Origin of the sequence: Nisaea sp. (assembly GCF_965216895.1) — a bacterium.
Lineage (GTDB): Bacteria > Pseudomonadota > Alphaproteobacteria > Thalassobaculales > Thalassobaculaceae > Nisaea.
The window spans coordinates 3,987,454-4,005,996 of sequence record NZ_OZ244205.1 but is presented as its reverse complement, the minus strand read 5'-3'; the positions used below and the strand labels follow the sequence as shown (position 1 = coordinate 4,005,996).

The 18,543-nt window shown below is 66.2% G+C and carries 11 protein-coding genes; 7 read left to right on the top strand and 4 right to left on the bottom strand.

All coding sequences use genetic code 11. The annotated features are described in order from the left end of the window. Positions 1-3 precede the first annotated feature (3 nt). The 3 genes from ACOOE1_RS19000 to ACOOE1_RS18990 all read left to right on the top strand — a co-directional run bounded on the left by ACOOE1_RS19000 (position 4) and on the right by ACOOE1_RS18990 (position 4,547). On the top strand, positions 4-1,734 hold the full coding sequence (locus ACOOE1_RS19000; RefSeq protein WP_420403775.1) for a type I secretion system permease/ATPase: 1,731 nt from the start codon (positions 4-6) through the stop codon (positions 1,732-1,734). Beyond that, positions 1,731-3,035 (top strand): HlyD family type I secretion periplasmic adaptor subunit, encoded by a 1,305-nt coding sequence (locus ACOOE1_RS18995; protein ID WP_420403774.1) that lies wholly within the window; start codon positions 1,731-1,733, stop codon positions 3,033-3,035. The genes ACOOE1_RS19000 and ACOOE1_RS18995 overlap by 4 nt, the downstream gene beginning before the upstream one ends. A 78-nt stretch (positions 3,036-3,113) precedes the next feature. After that, a complete protein-coding gene (locus tag ACOOE1_RS18990) occupies positions 3,114-4,547 on the top strand; it encodes an ABC transporter substrate-binding protein (protein WP_420403773.1) in 1,434 nt (477 codons plus the stop codon). 18 nt (positions 4,548-4,565) lie between these two features. Here ACOOE1_RS18990 and ACOOE1_RS18985 read toward each other — a convergent pair whose 3' ends face one another. From ACOOE1_RS18985 to ACOOE1_RS18975, 3 genes are all read right to left on the bottom strand, one after another. Then, a complete protein-coding gene (locus ACOOE1_RS18985; protein ID WP_420403772.1) occupies positions 4,566-5,735 on the bottom strand; it encodes a pyridoxal-phosphate-dependent aminotransferase family protein in 1,170 nt (389 codons plus the stop codon). A 22-nt stretch (positions 5,736-5,757) separates the two neighbouring features. Next, positions 5,758-8,664, bottom strand: coding sequence for an FAD-binding and (Fe-S)-binding domain-containing protein (locus ACOOE1_RS18980; RefSeq protein WP_420403771.1), 2,907 nt, complete (start codon positions 8,662-8,664; stop codon positions 5,758-5,760). Positions 8,665-8,756: 92 nt separating this feature from the next. Further along, positions 8,757-9,614, bottom strand: coding sequence for an isocitrate lyase/PEP mutase family protein (locus ACOOE1_RS18975; protein WP_420403770.1), 858 nt, complete (start codon positions 9,612-9,614; stop codon positions 8,757-8,759). A gap of 141 nt (positions 9,615-9,755) precedes the next feature. Here ACOOE1_RS18975 and ACOOE1_RS18970 point away from each other — a divergent pair, with 141 nt between their 5' ends. The 4 genes from ACOOE1_RS18970 (at position 9,756) to ACOOE1_RS18955 (ending at position 13,466) form a co-directional block, all read left to right on the top strand. Continuing rightward, complete coding sequence (locus ACOOE1_RS18970) at positions 9,756-11,153, top strand: dipeptidase (RefSeq protein ID WP_420403769.1); 1,398 nt, start codon at positions 9,756-9,758, stop codon at positions 11,151-11,153. A gap of 249 nt (positions 11,154-11,402) precedes the next feature. Beyond that, entirely contained in the window at positions 11,403-11,966 is a 564-nt protein-coding gene (locus ACOOE1_RS18965) for a GNAT family N-acetyltransferase (protein WP_420403768.1), read from the top strand. Positions 11,967-11,995: 29 nt separating this feature from the next. Further along, the gene (locus ACOOE1_RS18960; protein ID WP_420403767.1) at positions 11,996-12,754 is read left to right on the top strand and encodes a TSUP family transporter; all 759 of its coding nucleotides are present in this window, start codon (positions 11,996-11,998) and stop codon (positions 12,752-12,754) included. A gap of 43 nt (positions 12,755-12,797) precedes the next feature. Further along, positions 12,798-13,466: a glutathione S-transferase family protein gene (locus ACOOE1_RS18955; protein ID WP_420403766.1), complete on the top strand. Its 669-nt coding sequence runs from the start codon at positions 12,798-12,800 to the stop codon at positions 13,464-13,466. Between the two features lie 73 nt (positions 13,467-13,539). Here the strand turns inward: ACOOE1_RS18955 and ACOOE1_RS18950 are convergent, their stop codons facing one another. Then, positions 13,540-18,393, bottom strand: coding sequence for a DUF4347 domain-containing protein (locus ACOOE1_RS18950; protein ID WP_420403765.1), 4,854 nt, complete (start codon positions 18,391-18,393; stop codon positions 13,540-13,542). Positions 18,394-18,543 lie beyond the last annotated feature (150 nt).

The following is an 18,543-nucleotide window of genomic DNA, read 5'->3' as shown; positions in this document are numbered from 1 at the left end:
CAGATGCGCATCGAGAGCAGCGGCGACGCGCCCGGACATGCATGGGACTGCAGGTCGATCCTTGCGAAATGTGCGCCCGGGCTCACGCTCGCCCTGGCGCTCAGCTTCGCCATCTCGCTCACCATGTTCATCCCGCCGCTCTACATGCTGAAGCTGTTCTCCGGCGTGACGACGAGCGGGAGCGTCGCGACCGTCGCCGGCCTGTCCGTTCTCGCCTTCGGCGCCGTTCTGCTGTTCTGCGTGCTCGACTATCTCAGGAGCTGCATCTACCAGCGTCTCTCGGCATGGCTCGCAGTCAGGCTCGGCGACCATGCGCTGGAGCCAATCGCGACCCGGTCCCTCGGCGGACGCGCCGATCCGGCGGAACTGCTCAAGGATATCGCGCAGTTGCGCGACTTCATCGCCGGCGGCGCGCTCACAGCAGGTCTCGACCTTGTCTGGGCGCCGATGTTCTTCTTCGCGCTTTTCCTTCTTCATCCCTATTTCGGTTGGCTCGGACTCGCTGCCGGTGCGGCCCTGCTGCTGCTGGCGGCCGCGAACGATCTGCTGACCCGGCAGCCGGCGCGGGAGAGCGGAGAGCGGGCCGCGGCGGCCTACCGAGAAATCGGCAATGCGCTCCGGTACGGGGAATCCCTGGAGGCAATGGGTATGCTGCGCCGCCTCGCCAGACGCTGGCACCGGCAAAACGCCGCCATGATCGCGGCGGCGATGCAGGGCACGCACCGGCATGCGATTTCGACCAGTATCGCCAAGGGCATGCGCATGAGTCTGCAACTGGCGGTATTCGGCGGCGGGATGCTGCTGGTCATCGAGCAGTCGGCCGGCATCGGGTCCCTGCTTGCGGCATCCATCATCCTGGTCCGCGCTCTCGCCCCGCTGGAACAGATTCTGGACCGCTGGCGGCAGTGGATCGCCGCCGCATCCGCCCTGCGCCGTCTGACCGCCGCATTCGAGGCGCCGCCGCGGATGGAACGGACGTCCGTTTCCCTGCCGAAGCCCCGCGAAGCGCTCGATCTCGAGAGGGTGTTCTTCGTTCCTCCGGGCGCCAATCACCCCGTGGTTCGGGGCGTTTCGCTGCATCTGGAGTTCGGCAGGTTCGTCTGCATCGCAGGGGCGGCCGCGGCCGGAAAGACGACCCTGCTCCAGCTCATCGCCGGCCTCTGGCAGCCGACGGCCGGCGCGGTGACGGTCGACGGTCACGACACGCACAGCTGGAACCGGGAGGAATTCGGCCGCCACATCGGCTATCTGCCGCAATCGCTCGAACTCTTCGGCCCGACCGTGCGCAGCGCCATCGCCAGACTTGCGGAAGACTCGCCGGATGCCGTCATCAAGGCGGCGAAGCTTGCGGGCATCCACAAGACGATCGGCCGCCTGCCCAAGGGCTACGACACCGAACTCGCGACCTGCGGCGCGCTGCTCAGCGGCGGCCAGCGCCAGCAGCTCGCCATCGCCCGCGCCTTCTATGGCGATCCCGCGCTGATCCTGCTCGACGAACCTGATGCCAGTCTCGACCGGACGGCGCTCCGCTCGCTGACCGCGACGCTGAGATGGCTGGCGGACCGCGGACGCCTCGTGGTCGCGACAAGCCATCGGATGGAGATGCTGGAAGCCGCTGACCAGGTGGCGCTGCTCGACCAGGGGGCGGTTGCGAGGGTTGTGGCACCGCGCGCCACGCCGGCATCGCTGGCGGCGGCGACAGAGGGGACACCGGTCGCGGCAGCACCTCCATGACCCCGCTACCCGCAACCGGCGACGCTACGGGCCCGCGGATCGGGCCCATCGCGCTCTGGGCGCTGGCGGCGGTCGCTCTCTTCCTGCTAGGTGCTCTGTCCTGGAGCCGGCTGGTCCCGATCAATGCCGCGGTCCTCGCGGACGGACGGGTCGTGGTGCAGTCCTACCGCAAGCAGATCCAGACCCGCGAAGGCGGACGCATCGCGCATATCCTTGTTTCCGAAGGCGAGAACGTCACGGCGGGACAGCCCCTGCTCAGGCTCGATCCGGCCCAGGCATGGAGCGAACACGACATCATCCGCGACCGGCTGCTGCAGTCCCTCGGGCGCCGGGCGCGTCTCACCGCCAGCCTGCGCGGTGCCGAGACCCCGGACTGGCCGGAAGACCTGTCCGCCGCGGGCGCAGCGCCGGAAGGCGCCCGCGTCATTGAAATCGAAGCGACCCTCTTCGCCGCTTCGGAGCGCGAGCGCGCCGGCAAGGAACGGGTGCTGGAGCGCAGGATCGCCGAGCTTCGCGAAGAAGCCGGTTCTCTGGTCGAGGAACTGCATTCCGTCGACCGGCAATTGCCGATGATCGAAGAGGAAACCGCGGACGTCGAGACCCTGCTTGGCAAAGGGCTGGAGCGAAAACCGCGGCTGCTCGCCCTGAAGCGCGCGCGAGAGAGCCTGATCGGCGAGCGCAACGCCCTGCGCCGCCGGATCGCGCAGGCCAAGGAAAATCTCGCCGCCGCCGAGCTCAATCTCGACGCCTTCCGCCATCAGTGGCAGAGCGGTCAGGCCGAGGCCCTTACGGAGGCCTCGAACGAGATCGCCATCCTGCGCCAGCAACTGAAGGGCGCGCGGGACCAGCTGCGCAACACCGAGCTTCGTGCACCCGTCGCGGGCGAAGTGGTCGATCTTGCCTTCCACACCATCGGTGGCGTGGTCGCACCGGGCGAGACGGTTCTCAGCATTGTGCCGCGCGCGGACGAACTGGTGGTCGATGCCCGGGTGCGGGCCGGAGACATTGCCTCCGTCTTTCGCGGCCAGCTCGCCGAGATCCGCATCGGCGCATTCCGCTGGCGCGACCGCCCTCCGCTGCCCGCGCGCGTCATACGGGTCTCTGCGGATCTGCTGCAGGATCCGGCCACCAGGCAGCAGCATTACGAAATCCGGCTTCGATTCGACGGCGCCGGCCCAAGAGAGGATCTCAAGGTCGGCATGTCGGCCGTCGTCGCGCTCCTGACCGAGGGACGGACGGCCGCAGACTATGTCCTTGGACCGGTGACCCAGCAGCTCTTTCGCGGCTTCCGCGAACCCTGACGGGCACGCCGCAATATTCGGCATTCCCTCTCCGCAACGGCGGAACAAGCTTCTATGCTGACAGGAGGGAGAGATGCGATGACCAAGGAAATCGTGATCCTGCAATCCCGGCTCCAGCTGGTCGACCCGCAGGACTGCACCGACAATTCCGATACTCTGGCACTGCTTGAAGCGCTGTTCGATGCGCTGATCCGGAGAGCTCCGGACGGCCGGTACATCCCGGCGCTTGCAGAAAGCTGGGAGCTCTCCGAGGACGCACGGCAGTGGCGGTTCCGGCTCCGGCCGGGCCTCCGCTTTCACGACGGCAGCCCACTGGATGCCGAGGCCATGCGCTTCTCCATCACGCGCATGCAGCGGCCGGAGATCGGCGCCACGCTCGGGGCGCCGGCAGTCTGGGGGCAGTATCTCGGGGGCGCGACGATCGCCGCCCCGGACCCGATGACCCTGACTATCGAGACCAGGGAGCCCTGCGCCGACCTTCTCGACGTGCTGATCTCCGGTTATGCACTCCCGCCGCATCTCGCGGACGAAGCCGGTTTCCTCGACCATCCGGTCGGTAGCGGCGCCTATCGTTTCGAGAGCGGGACCGGCGGAAATGAGATCCGGATGGTTACGAACCCGGACTGGCGGGGTGGTGCCCTGCCGGAACGGCGGCTGATCTGGCGGCAGGTTCCGCATGCGGCGGATCGGGCGCGTGCACTCGAACTGGGAGAAGCGCAGGTGGCTACCCGGCTCTCGCCGCCGGACGCGGCCGCAATCGTCGGCGACGTCACCTGTCACGACTATATCGATCCGACCTCGATCATCTATCTGCTGAATGCCGCGCGCGGTCCGTTCGCGGATCCGACGGTCAGACGCGCGGTCAATCTCGCCGTCGACCGGAGAGCCTTGATCGCCGAAGTGCTCGGCGGCGCGGGCAGTCCGCTCGGCGGGTTCGTCAGCCGCTTTCATGCCGGCGCTGCACCGGAACCGGAAGATATCGCGCCCGATCGGGAAACCGCGGCAAAGCTGCTGAAGGATGCCGGGTACGGTGACGGCCTCGCCATCGAAATCGATTGCCCGACTCGCCTTCCGGACGAGGCGCAGGCGCTCACGGCCGCACTCGCGCGCCAGCTGGCAGAGGTCGGGGTCTCGGTGACCGTTCACGAGGTCGCGGACCGGGTCGCCTATGCCGAGCAGGTCAGGGACAAGAAGATCCATGACATGTGCGTCTTCGATTCCAGCCCGATGAGCACCTTCCGGGTGCTCTACGAGAAGATCGACAGTCGGGTCCGCGGCTCCTGGTGGGAGGGCTACCGGAACGAAGCGGTGGAGGCATTGCTGGACCGGTCGCGGTCAACGGTCGATCCCGCCGCCCGCGAGGCCCTGCACAGGCAAAGCTACGCGGCCCTGCGCAAGGACCCGCCCTGGCTCACGCTCTATCATCACACATTCACGGCCGCCCTTGCCGGCACCCATCCGGACTGGCGGATGCGCGCCGACGGGGTACTGGACGTAACGACCCTGCCGTAATGCGCCCGGTCAGGCGTGTCAGGCGTTCCCCGTGAGGTAGTCCATCGCCGCCTGGGCGCCGCCCTTGGTGTGCGGCACGCCCGCGACCGCGAGGCCCATCTCGACGCCGGAGAGGGTTCCCATCAGCATCAGGTCGTTGAAGTAACCGAGATGGCCGATTCGGAAGACCCGTCCCTTCACCTTGCCGAGACCGGAGCCCAGCGACATGTCGAACTTGTCGAGCACCACCTCGCGATACTTGTCCGCGTCATGTCCCTCCGGCATGACGACGGCGGTCAGCACCGGGCTATGCTCCTCGGCATTCTGGCAGAGCACCTCCAGTCCCCAGGTCTTGACCGCGCGGCGGGTCGCTTCGGACCAGCGCTCGTGGCGCGCGAAGACGTTGTCCAGCCCCTCCTCCATGATCATGTCGCAGGCTTCTTTCAGGCCATAGAGCAGGTTAGTGGCGGGCGTATAGGGGAACCAGCCGTCCCGGTTCATTCCGACCTGGTGGTTCCAGTCCCAGTAGGAGCGGTTGATGCCGCCACTCTCCGCCGCCTTCATTGCCTTGGGTCCGACCGCGTTGAAGCCGAGCCCCGGCGGCAGCATCAGGCCCTTCTGCGAGCCGCTGATGGTTACGTCCACGCCCCATTCGTCGTGCCGGTAGTCGGCCGACGCCAGGCCGGAGATGGTGTCGACCAGAAAGAGCGCCGGATGGTTCGCCGCATCGATCGCCTTGCGCACGGCGGCGATGTTCGAGGTGACCCCGGTCGAGGTCTCGTTATGGACAACACATACCGCCTTGATCTCGTGGCTCTTGTCCTCGACCAGCTTCGCCTCGATGGCGGCCGCATCGACGCCGTGGCGCCAGTCGCCAGTGATCAGTTCCGGAACCAGGCCGATCCGGGTCGCGAGTTCGCACCAGAGCGTGGAGAACTGACCGGTCTCGAACATCAGCACCTTGTCGCCGGGCGTGAGCGTGTTGACCAGAGCCGCTTCCCACGCGCCGGTGCCCGAGGAGGGGAAGATCACCACCGGGCTTTCGGTCTTGAAGATCGGCTTCACCTTGGCCAGCACCTCTTTCGCCAGCGCCTGGAAGTCCGGACCGCGATGATCGATGGTCGGCTGCTCGATGGCGCGCAGGATCCGGCCGGGGACATGGCTCGGACCCGGAATCTGCAGGAAATGGGGGCCGGACTTGTAGGTCATTCGAATTCTCCCTCAATCGGACTCACGCCAGTGCGCGGTCCAGGATGGTGGCGACATGCACCGCCTCGCGGGCGGCACCGTCCTTGATCTGGTGGCGGCAGGAGGTGCCGTCGGCGACGAGTACGGTCTCGCCGTCGGCGGCGCGCACGGCGGGAAGCAGATCACGCTCCGCCATCGCCATGGAGACCTCCTGGTTCTTCTTCTCGTAGCCGAAGGCGCCGGCCATGCCGCAGCAGCTCGACTGGATCACCTCGACCTCCATCTCCGGCACGAGGCGCAGCGCGCTCTCCACCGCGCCCATGGCGGCGAAGGCCTTCTGGTGGCAATGGCCATGCACCAGCGCCTTCTTTGCGACCGGCTTGAAGCTGGCGGCGATGTTGCCGGCTTGCCGCTCGCGGGCGATGAATTCCTCGAACAGCAGCGCGTGCTCGGCGACGAGATCGGTCTCGGCGCCCGGCAGCATGGCCTTGAATTCGTCCCGCAGGGTAAAGAGGCAGGACGGTTCCAGTCCGACCACCGGAATGCCGCGGCGGACATAAGGCAGATAGGCCGCGATCATCCGGCGGGCCTCCGCCTTCGCCTCGTCGACGAGGCCCGAGGCGAGAAAGGTGCGCCCGCAGCAGAGATGACGCCCGCCCTCCGAGCGCGGATCGACGACGTGGACCCGGTAGCCCAGGCGCTGAAGCACGCGCAGCGCAGCGCGCAGGTTCTCCGGTTCGAAATAGGTGCTGAAGGTATCGTTCAGCAGCACCACATCGCGCCCCTCGCCTTCGTCCGGATCGGCGTCCTCCGTTTCGGCGCCGGAAAACGGCGAGTCGCTCCAGACCGGCAGACTGCGTTTCGCGCTGAAGCCGAGCAGCCATTCGGACAGGCCCTTCAGACCCGGCAGCACGTCACGTGCATTGGCCAGATAGGAAAACCGCGAGGCTGCCTCCGCATAGCGCGGCAGGTAGGAGATCAAGCGGTCCTTCAGGCCTAAACCATGCTTCTTTGTAAAGTGATGCAGGAACTCCACCTTCATCCGCGCCATGTCGACGCCGGTCGGGCATTCCCGCTTGCAGCCTTTGCAGGAGACACAGAGTTCCATCGTCTCCTTCATCTCTTCCGAAACAAGCGCCTCTGGGCCAAGCTGCCCGGAGAGCGCGAGGCGCAGAGTGTTGGCACGGCCGCGGGTCAGGTCTTTCTCGTTCCCCGTCGCGCGGAAGCTCGGGCACATCACGCCAGCATCGCGCTTGCGGCAGGCGCCGTTGTTGTTGCACATCTCGACCGCACCGGAGAACCCGCCCCATTCGGACCAGTCGAGCGCCGTGTCGAGCTTGATCGGCGCGTAACCTGGCTTGAAGCGGAAGAGCGAGCGGTCGTCCATTCTCGGCGGGTCAACGATGCGGCCCGGATTCATGATGCAGGCCGGGTCGAACGCCGTCTTCACATCGCCGAAGGCCTGAACCAGCCGCTTGCCGAACATCTTCTCGTGGAACTCGGAGCGGACGATGCCGTCGCCATGCTCGCCGGAATGCGACCCCTTGTAGTCCCGAACCATGTCGAAGGCGGCTTCGGCGATCGCGCGCATGCGCTTCACGTCGCCCTCGTCCTTCATGTTCAGCACCGGGCGGACATGCAGACAGCCGACCGAAGCATGGGCGTACCAGGTCCCGTGCGTGCCGTGCGTCTCGAAGACCTGCGTCAACCGGTCGGTAAACTCTGCCAGATCCTCCAGCGGCACCGCGCAATCCTCGATGAAGGAAACCGGCTTCCCCGCCTGCTTCATCGACATCATGATGTTGAGACCCTGGCGCCGCACCTCGCCGATGGTCGCCTGCAACTTCGGATCGGTCGCGTCCACCACGGCGTCCGGATAGCCGAGATCGGCCATCAGCACCTCGAGTTCGCGAAGCCGGGCGACACATGCGGCGTGATCCTCCCCGGCAAACTCGACCACCAGTACCGAGTCCGGCTCGCCCTTCACGAATTCGGCGATCATCGGCCTGAAGATCGGGATCTCGCGCGCAAGCTCGATCATGTTGCGGTCGATCAGTTCGACCGCGTGCGGCTTCAGCTTCACGATATGCTGGGTCGCGTCCATCGCCTTGTAGAAAGTCGGGAAATGGCAGACGCCCATGACCCGGTGGGTCGGGATGCGATGCAGCTTCAGTTCGATCTGCCGGAAGGAAGCGAGCGTGCCCTCGGAGCCGACCAGCAGGCTCGCCATGTTGTGCCCGGCGGGATTGACCGTGTTGATGTTGTAGCCGCCGACCCGGCGCATCAGCTTGGGGAACTTCGCCGCGATCTCGGCCGCCTCGCGGCCGGCGATGGCGCGCATCTCCTGCACCAGGTCGCGATAGCGCGGCTCCGCCTCGAAAGCGCCGAGATTGCCCGGAACCGGGCCGAAATGGAGTTGCTCGCCGGTCGGCAGCACGGCATCGATGGAGAGCACGTTGTCGACCATGATCCCGTAATGGATCGAGCGCCCGCCGCAGGAATTGTTCGCCGTCATGCCGCCGATGGTGGCGCGGCTCGCGGTCGAGACATCGACCGGGAAGAAGAGACCATAGGGCTTCAGCGCCGCATTCAGATGATCGAGCGCAATCCCCGGCTCGACCACGGCGCGCATGTTCTCCGCATCGATCTCGATGATGCGGTTCAGATGCCTCGAGCAATCCATGACCAGCGAATGGTTCACGGTCTGGCCGCACTGACTGGTACCGCCGCCGCGCGGCAGCAGGGAAACACCGGCCTCCCGGCCGATCTCCATCGCCGCGATCAGGTCTTCCTGGCTCCGGGGCACGACGACGCCGACCGGCTCGACCTGATAGATCGAGGCATCGGTCGAATAACGCCCGCGCGAGAAGCGGTCGAAGAGCACTTCCCCTTCGAGTGCGCGGTTCAGGCGCGCGGCCAGAGACTCGTCATGAGACGACACGGCGGCCATCGTTAGCTCCAGAAATCATCGATGCGCAAAGTCTGGCGGCTATTTCCACCATGACAAATCGACTTCCACGATGCGGCAGCATGCCGGAACTGTCAGTCGCGCGCGTGGGCTTTCTCGAAATCCCAGACGTCGCCGAAACCCATAGTACGGGAGAAGGCGCCGAAATCATCCAGTTTCTGCGACGCGCCGAGGCTGGAGCCGGTCTCCTTCAGGCGGCCGTAGACGGAACGGAGCGCGGCGCCCATGGCGAGGAAACCGGTGCCCGGATAGATCGCCATGGAATATCCGAGCTTGGTATATTCCTCTGCGCTCAGGACCGGCGTCTTGCCGCCCTCGACCACGTTGACCAGCAGCGGCTTGTCGAAGCTGGAACAGATCTTCTCCATCTCCTCGACCGATTCCGGCGCCTCGATGAAGAGCACGTCCGCGCCGGCCTTGGCGAAAGCCTCGCCACGGCGCAGGGCCTCGTCGAGTCCGTAATTGGTCCGCGCGTCGGTGCGCGCGACGATGGCAAAGTCGGAGCTGTCCCGGCTTTCCGCCGCGACCTTGATCTTCTCGACCATGTCCTCCAGCGGGATCACCCTGCGGTTCGGCGTATGGCCGCACTTCTTGGGGAATTCCTGGTCCTCGAGCTGGATCCCCGCGGCACCCGCGCGCTCGTAGCCGCGCACCGTGTGCTGCACGTTGAGCAACCCGCCATACCCGGTATCTCCGTCCGCCACCAGCGGCGCCGAGACCGTGTCGGCCAGCACCTTCACCCTTCCGACCATGTCGGTGTAGCTGGCGAGCCCCGCATCCGGCAGACCGAGATGAGAGCCGACCGCGCCGTAGCCCGTCATGTAGAGCGCCTCGAAACCGAACTCGTCGGCGATGCGGGCGGAAATGCCGTCGAAGATACCCGGCGCAATCAGCAGCTTGCCCGGCGCAATCAGATCCATCAGCCGCGTCACGGCGTCTCCTCTCGATCTCTGGGTTCGACCCCTTGTTTGCCGCACGATAGCGAGCCAGACTGCCAAGGATCAATCCTCGCCCTTTCCACTGACGGAAAAAACTCTCTGCGCGGATTGCCCTCAATTCAACCAAGGTGACCCATGCCCAAGGATCTCCTCGCCCCCGTACTCGACCGCATCGATGCCGGCCTCGATCAATCCGTCGAACGTCTCGTCGACGTCCTGCGCATCCCCAGCATCAGCACCGACCCGAAATACGACCCGGACGTTCGCCGTGCCGCCGGGTGGATGGCGCAGCAGCTGAAAGAGATCGGTTTCGACGCCGCCGTGCGCGACGCCGCAAAGCACCCGATGGTGGTCGGTCATATGAAGGGCCCGGAAGGCGCGCCGCATATCCTCTATTACGGCCACTACGACGTGCAGCCGGCGGATCCCTACGAGCTCTGGGACAGCGAGCCGTTCGAGCCCGCCATTGTCGAGGCCGAACGCGGCAAGCGGATCGTCGCCCGCGGCGCGGTGGACGACAAGGGCCAGGTGATGACCTTCATCGAGGCCTTCCGCGCCTGGATGGACGTCCACGGTGCCCTGCCGATCGGCGTCACCGTGTTGCTGGAGGGCGAGGAGGAAAGCGGCAGCGAGAGCCTCGAGCCCTTCATGATCGCCAACAAAGACGAACTCAAGGCCGATGCCTGCGTCGTCTGCGATACCGGCATGTGGTCCGTCGACCAGCCGGCGATCACCTACATGCTGCGCGGCATCGTCTCCATCGAGGTGAAGATCAAGGGCCCGAGCCGGGACCTCCATTCCGGCATGTATGGCGGCGGCGTGATCAACCCGATCAATCTCCTGGCCCGGATCCTCGGCGATTTCCACGACGAGAGCGGCCGGATCCGGATCGAAGGCTTCTACGACGACGTGCTCGCGGTCGGGGATAACGAGCTGAAGCAGTGGGAAGGACTCGGCTTCGACGAGAAGGCCTTTCTCGGCGAGATCGGTCTCTCGACGCCGGGCGGCGAGAAAGGCTATTCGGCGCTGGAGCGGCTCTGGGCGCGACCGACGCTGGACATCAACGGCATCACCGGCGGCTACCAGGAGCCGGGCGGCAAGACCGTAATTGCGGCCGAGGCCTCGGCCAAGATCACCTGCCGCCTCGTGCCGGACCAGGATCCGGAGAAGATCATCGCCGGCCTGAAGGCTTTCGTCGCCGAACGGCTGCCCGAGGACTTCACGCTGGAGATCGTCCATGCGAGCGGCTTCCCGGCGCGCCGGGTGCCGACGGACTCGCCCTATCTGCAGTCCGCGCTCGCGGGTCTCAAGGACGAGTATCAGACCGACGCGCTGCTGATCGGCTGCGGCGGCTCGATCCCGGCGGTCGGCTCGATCAGGGACCTGCTCGGCATCGACAGCCTGCTGGTCGGTTTCGGGCTCGAGGACGACCGGGTTCACAGTCCGAACGAGAAGTTCGAGCTGGTCTGCTACCACCGCGGCATCCGCTCCAACGCGGCGATCATGGCGCGGCTGGCGGAAATCAAGAGGTAGCAACGCTCATGGCGGAACAGCGCTGCGGATATCTATCCGCAGCGCATTTTTCGCTGGAGTGTCCGAGAGATATACAGTATCTGCGAAGTCCGACATGGGACACGGATCACGATGATCACGAAGGCCAGAGAGCTGCGACGAGCAAACCCGCGACGACGACGTATCGCCGCGCGTTTTGCGCTGTCCGTCATCACGCTCTAGGCCGGATCCTCCGCGGAACGGCCATCCCCAGGCCGGAAGATCCGCCCCATGATTGTCATCGAAAAAGAAACCGCCGCCGACGCGGCTGCCATCGACTCCCTGCTGGATATCGGCTTCGGCCCCGGCCGCACGGGCAAGACCGTCTACCAGCTCCGGCAGGGCCCGTCGCTGCCGGAGCTCAGCCTGGTCGCCCGGACCGGCTTCGAGGCCCGCGTGGGCGCCTCGATCCGCTACTGGCCGATCGACGTCAAGGACGGCGGGACGACGCTGCCCGCCCTCGTCCTCGGCCCGCTGGTCGTCGATCCGGAGCTGCAGGGCAAGGGGCTTGGCCGGACGCTGGTCGCGCGCGCGCTCGAGGAAGCCGACCAGGATGGCTGGAACCTCTGCCTCGTGGTGGGCGAGCCGTCCTATTACGCGCCCTACGGGTTCGTTCCGGCGGAGCCTTTCGGCTTCGAGCTGCCCGGACCGGTGGACCAGCGCCGCTTCCAGGTCCGTGGCGCCCCGGAACTTCTGGAAACATTGCTCGCCACGCCGAGGACGCGCCCGGTGCGGCCTTGGAGCGGAAGGGCAAGTGGCGTAGAAAACATCGGCGGCTCCATCCACGCCGCCTGATCCTTCGCCGCTGTCGGGGCTTGCCGTACATGTTCGAGACCGAATTCTTCGGATGGGGCGCCCCTATCTGGGCCGTCGCCGTCGCGGCCACATTGCTTGGCGGGATCGTGCGCGGCTTCACCGGATTCGGCTTCGCCCTGATCGTCATCAGCGCCTTGCTGCTGGTGGCCGATCCGGTGTCCGTCGTTCCGCTCGCGCTGATCCTCGATCTGCTCGCCGGCTTCACCCTGCTGCCGCAGAACTACCGGGAGGTGCACTGGGCCGGCATCCGCCAACTCGTGCTCGGTTCCGTGATCGGCGTGCCCGCCGGCTTCGCCTGCCTGCTGCTGGTCGAACCGGAGCCGATGAAGATCGCAATCTATCTCGGCATCCTCGTCTCGGTGCTGCTGATCGCACGCGGCTTCAGGCTGGCCTCCGTGCCCGGCAACGGAATGCTGGCGGGGACCGGTGTGGTCTCCGGTTTCATGTCGGGCGCCGCCGGCGTGCCGGGACCGCCGATGGTGCTGCTCTATCTCTCCTCGCCGCTCCCGGTCTCGATCACCCGGGCGACGGGAATCGCCTTTTTCATCGCGACCGACATCCTCGCCCTGGCGCTTGCCGCCTACAAGGGACTGATCGATGCCGACATGCTGATCCGCAGTGCCGCGCTGGTCCCGGTCATGGCCGCCGGAACCGCGATCGGACACAGACTCTTCGGGGTGACCCGGCCGGACCTCGTGAAACGAGCGGCAATCCTCCTGCTCGGGCTGCTGGCGATTGTCGGGATCGGAAAGGTTCTGATAGGTTAGCGCCGCCAACCGTACGGCATCCTCAGACCTACCGGTGAATTCAATGCCGACCCTCTATCACCTCTGGATTTCCCCCTTCTGCCGGAAGATCCGCGTCCTCCTGGGCGAGAAGAAGATCGAGGCCGAACTCAAGGTCGAGCAGGTCTGGGACCGGCGTCCGGACTTCCTCGCCATGAACCCGGACGGCACCGTGCCGGTCTTCGTCGATGACGACGGGACCGTGGTGGCGAACTCGGCGGCCATCTCGGAATATCTCGAGGAAACACGCCCTGAGATCCCGCTGTTGCCCGGCGACGCGGCGGCACGGGCGGAGATCCGGCGGCTGGTCGCCTGGTTCGATCTCAAGTTCAATGCGGAAGCGACCGAACTTCTGGTCGGCGAGAAGCTGATGAAGCGCTTCCTCGGCACCGGCGAGCCCTCGAGCGCGGCGATCCGCGCCGGGCACACCAATATCGCGACGCACCTCGCCTATATCGGCTTCCTGTCGGAGCGGCGGAACTGGCTCGCGGGCGACCATTTCAGCCTCGCCGACATCGCCGCGGCGGCCCAGCTTTCCGCCGTCGACTATATCGGCGACGTACCCTGGGAAAAGTACCCGGAAGCCAAGGAATGGTATGCCCGGGTGAAGTCCCGCCCGAGCTTCCGTCCGCTGCTCTCCGACCACATTCCGGGCGTACGCCCGCCGGCGCACTACGCCAATCTGGATTTCTGAGCGCCGCGCCCAAGGACGTCCCCGAGCGGAATGACACCCGGGCCGAGCGGCCCGGATGACTCTCGCGGAACGGCTAGCCGAGTTCCCACCCGGTCGCGGCGGCGATCTCGGTCTTCTGCACACCGATGAGGGTGACGGTGCCGCCGTCGGAGAAGGTGACGACGGTGTTCCCGTCCACCTCGGTTCCCCCGGTGACCCCTAGCCCACTCTCGAGCGCGAGCGTATCGGTCCCGGCCGCGAAGTCGCTTACCGTCTCGTTGCCGCCGCCGAAGCTGAAGACGAAAATGTCCGCTCCGTCGCCGCCCGAGAGCGTATCGTCGCCCATGTTTCCGGCGAGATAGTCGTCACCGCTGTTGCCCCAGAGCAGATCGTTACCCTGGCCGCCATAGAGCGTGTCGTTGCCAAGATTGCCGAACAGACTGTCATTGCCGGAATTGCCGTAGACGATGTCCTCGTTCTGGCCGCCATACACCATGTCCTCGTTCTCGCCGCCGAAAATGGTGTCGTTGCCCTTGTTGCCGTAAACGAAGTCGTTGTCGTTGTCGCCTCTGACCGTGTCGGCATCCTGGCCGCCGAACAGCGTATCCATGCCGCCGCCGCCGAAGATGGAGTCCTCGCCCTGGTTGCCGTAGACGATGTCCTCCCCCCAACCGGAGCCGACGGTGTCGTTGCCGCCGCCGCCGGCCAGCGTGTCGTCCTCCGGGCCAAGCGAGATGAACTGCACCGCGTCGTCTCCGGTGACGTAGTTCTGTCCCGCGCCTCCGGTGACCGTCGCCGAGCCGATAATCGAGGCGAACTCGATATTGTCGAGCTGCAGGGAAGACCCTGACGGCATGCTCCTGAAATCGATGACGAAGGCTTCGGCCTGACCAGCACTGCCGCTGCCGGAAATCACGATCGGATCGCTCACGTTGGTCGATGCCGAGGTGGGGATGATCGTGCGCACATCCAGCGTGTTGGTCGAAGCCAGGTTGTTCAGGAAGGTCTGGGCTCCACCGATGAGGCCCGTTTCACCCGTGGCGTCCCGGATATCGATCGCATTGACCAGCGAGGTCAGGGCTTCCGTGCTGGATTGCGCCGTCGCTGGACCGGAAGACGACAGCGAGACCGACGCGGGCAAGGTGGCGGTGACGACGTTGCCGTTGTTGCCGGTATTCTGGACGATCGCGGCGCTGCCGGCCTCCGAACCGTTGTTCGTGATCGTCCGTGCGCCGCCGGTGGAAGTATCGCTCGGATCGTCAGACACGGAGACCGAGCCTGAAGAGCCGGAATCGGAACCTCCCCCCGATGAGCCGCCGTTGTTGGAGGCCGCGGCAAAGGTGAGCGTTGTGTTGCCGCCATTGACGCTCGTCGAAATGGTGAGGTTGGAACCGGCGTCGGCAAGCGTGATCGCGCCGCCGGTGACCGAGATCGAACCACCGAGAGCCGTCCCGTTGAGGGCACTCAGGTCCTGGCTGTTGACGACGATGACATCGCCGGCCGCCAGACCGGAAATGGTATCGCTGTTCATATCCGTTGCGGCGCCGGAGAAGGTATCGTTACCTGCGCCGCCGACAAGCACATCCGAACCGCTGCCGCCGACAAGGCTGTCGTCTCCGGCCCCACCGGAAAGAACATCCGCGCCGCCGCCTCCGTTGACGGTATCGGCGGAAGCGGTGCCGGTGATGGAATCCGCCGAGGCAGAGCCGGTGATCAGCTCCACGCTGCTGAGGGTCGCGCCGGAAAGATCGAAGGCGCCGCCACCGTTCAGCTGCAGCACGTCGCTGCCGCCGCCGCCGCTGACGGTCTCCGCCAGCCCGGTGATGTCGGACGAAGTCGCGATGAAGGTGTCCGCCCCCGTGCCGCCGATCAGGTTGTCCGCCGCCGCGCCGCCGGAGATCACGTTGGCGCCGTCGCCGGCATTGATCGCATCTGCCGCGCTGGTGCCGGTGATGGAATCCGCCGAAGCGCTGCCGGAGATCAGCTCCACGCTGTTGAGCGTCGCGCCGGAGAGGTCGAAGGCGCCGCCGCCGTTCAGCTGCAGCACGTCGGTGCCGGTGCCGCCGCTGACCGTTTCCGCCAGGCCGGTAATGTCGGACGAAGTCGCGATGAAGGTATCCGCGCCGGTGCCGCCGATCAGGTTGTCGGCGCCCGCGCCGCCGGAGATGACATTGGCGCCGTTACCGGCATTGATGACGTCGGCGCCACCGCCGCCCGCGATCGTGTCCGCGGCGCTGGTGCCCGTGATGGAATCCGCCGAAGCGCTGCCGGAGATCAGCTCCACGCCGTTGATTGTCGCGCCGGAGAGATCGAAGGCGCCGCCACCGTTCAGCTGCAGCACGTCGCTGCCGCCGCCGCCGCTGACGGTCTCAGCCAGCCCGGTGATGTCCGCCGAGGTGGCGATGAAGGTGTCCGCCCCCGTGCCGCCGATCAGATTGTCCGCCGCCGCGCCGCCGGAGATCACGTTGGCGCCGTCGCCGGCATTGATCGCATCTGCCGCGCTGGTGCCGGTGATGGAGTCTGCCGAAGCGGAACCGGAGATCAGCTCGATGCTGTTGAGCGTCGCGCCGGAGAGGTCGAAGGCGCCGCCGCCGTTCAGCTGCAGCACGTCGGTGCCGGTGCCGCCGCTGACCGTTTCCGCCAGGCCGGTAATGTCGGACGAAGTCGCGATGAAGGTATCCGCGCCGGTGCCGCCGATCAGGTTGTCGGCGCCCGCGCCGCCGGAGATGACATTGGCGCCGTCGCCGGCATTGATCGCATCGGCACCGCTGGTGCCGGTGATGGAGTCTGCCGAGGCGCTGCCGGAGATCAGCTCCACGCTGTTGATCGTCGCGCCGGAGAGATCGAAGGCGCCGCCGCCGTTCAGCTGCAGCACGTCGGTGCCGGTACCGCCGCTGACGGTCTCGGCAAGGCCGGTGATGTCCGACGAGGTGGCGATGAAGGTGTCCGCCCCCGTGCCGCCGATCAGGTTGTCCGCCGCCGCGCCGCCGGAGATCACGTTGGCGCCGTCGCCGGCATTGATCGCATCTGCCGCGCTGGTGCCGGTGATGGAGTCTGCCGAAGCGGAACCGGAGATCAGTTCGATGCTGTTGAGCGTCGCGCCGGAGAGGTCGAAGGCGCCGCCGCCGTTCAGCTGCAGCACGTCGGTGCCGGTACCGCCGCTGACGGTCTCGGCAAGGCCGGTGATGTCCGACGAGGTGGCGATGAAGGTATCCGCGCCGGTGCCGCCGATCAGATTGTCGGCACCCGCGCCGCCGGAAACCACGTTGGCGCCGTCGCCGGCATTGATCACATCGGCCGCGCTGGTGCCGGTGATGGAATCCGCAGAGGCGCTGCCGGAGATCAGCTCCACGCTGTTGAGGGTGGCACTGGAAAGATCGAAGGCGCCGCCGCCGTTCAGCTGCAGCACGTCCGTGCCGGCGCCGCCGCTGACGGTCTCCGCGAGGCCGGTGATGTCCGCCGAAGTCGCGATGAAGGTGTCCGCGCCTGTACCGCCGATCAGGTTGTCGGCCGCCGCGCCGCCGGAGATCACGTTGGCGCCGTTGCCGGCATTGATGACATCGGCGCCACCGCCGCCCGCAATCGTGTCCGCGGCACTTGTGCCGGTAATGGAATCCGCCGAGGCGGAACCGGAGATCAGCTCGATGCTGTCGAGCGTCGCGCCGGTGAGATCGAAGGCGCCGCCGCCGTTCAGCTGCAGCACATCGGTGCCGGTACCGCCGCTGATGGTCTCCGCCAGACCGGTGATGTCGGAGGACGTGGCGGCAAAGGTGTCGTCGCCGGCATCCCCGGACAGGTTGTCCGCGCCGGCGCCGCCGGAGATCGAATCGTTGCCGTCCCCGCCGAGCACCACGTCCGCGTCGGCGCCGCCGAGGATCGTGTCGTTGCCGGCTCCGCCGGTGATCGTGTCGGCGCCGGCGAGGCCGGAATAGCTGTCATTGCCGGCCAGCAGGTCGATCGTATTGGCCGTGCCGTCCCCCGTCAGGGCGTCGTTGCCGGCCGACGGACCGGAGACCGAGTAAATGATGTTGTCGAGCCCGACCCGCCAGTCGGTACCGCCCGCGTAGGAAACGGTAAAGGATGAAATACCGGACCAGTCGCCGGGATTCAGCGTTGCCATCGCGCCGGAAATGCTTGGGCTATTGTCGGCGAGAGTGACCGCGGATCCGGTATTCGGCGTGAACACATAGTTCGCCCCGGCGGAAAGGTTGGAGAATTCGCCGATCTGGAACTGGGTGATGGTGACCGGGCTCGAGTAGCTAAGCGTGTAGGTCGTGGTGTTCGCAATCGTGCCGGGATTCAGAAACCCCGAAGAGACACCCTGCATCGCCGTCCCGTCCGAACGCTCGACGCTGATCGTGACGCCGGGGTCATTGACCACCAGCGTGGTGGTGGACTGGATCGTCGTCACGATCCCGAACGTCGTTTGAGCCAGCGCATGGGGGTAGCGCGCCGCGCTCTCCGGCGAAAAGGCCAGGGCGTTCGCCGGGAAAGCCCCCCAGCCCCAACCGGCCCCGACCGGATGCGCGGAGGCGAGAACGGTGGCGTCAAGGCAATCTTCCAGCGCCTCGACGAAATCGCTGCCTGTTTCTCCGCTCGCAACGGAACAACCATAGAGGACGATGTCGGCGTCCGAGGCGAGGCTCGACCGTATGGCGTCGAGATGTTGCGGCGACCGCTCCAGCATCGCCGCATCGACCCGCGCATTTGCCAGAAGCAGAGCGCCGGGCTCGCCGTGGGACAGGACATGCAGGCTCGGAACATCGCGCTCGCCGGCAAGGGCGACAGCGATCTGCCCCAGCGGGTCCCCATCCTTCTCCAGCCGGATCACCCGAACCGCCGGATCGCGCTCTGCGAGCAGGATATCGCAGTCGCGCACATCGGAATCCACGATGAGATACCCGAGGCGGCTCGAAAATGACGAAGCAAGGGTTGCAGCAACCGACATTGGTAACTCCAGATTACTCAGGATGATCTTTCAGGTGTCTTTAGCTTGACGCTGATCCCATAGGTTCAGCTCGGACGTGCAAAAGGCGGATGCCGCTCAACGAACCGGCGACAAAATTCACAAACCGAAAAATGCATTGATTTTGATGTA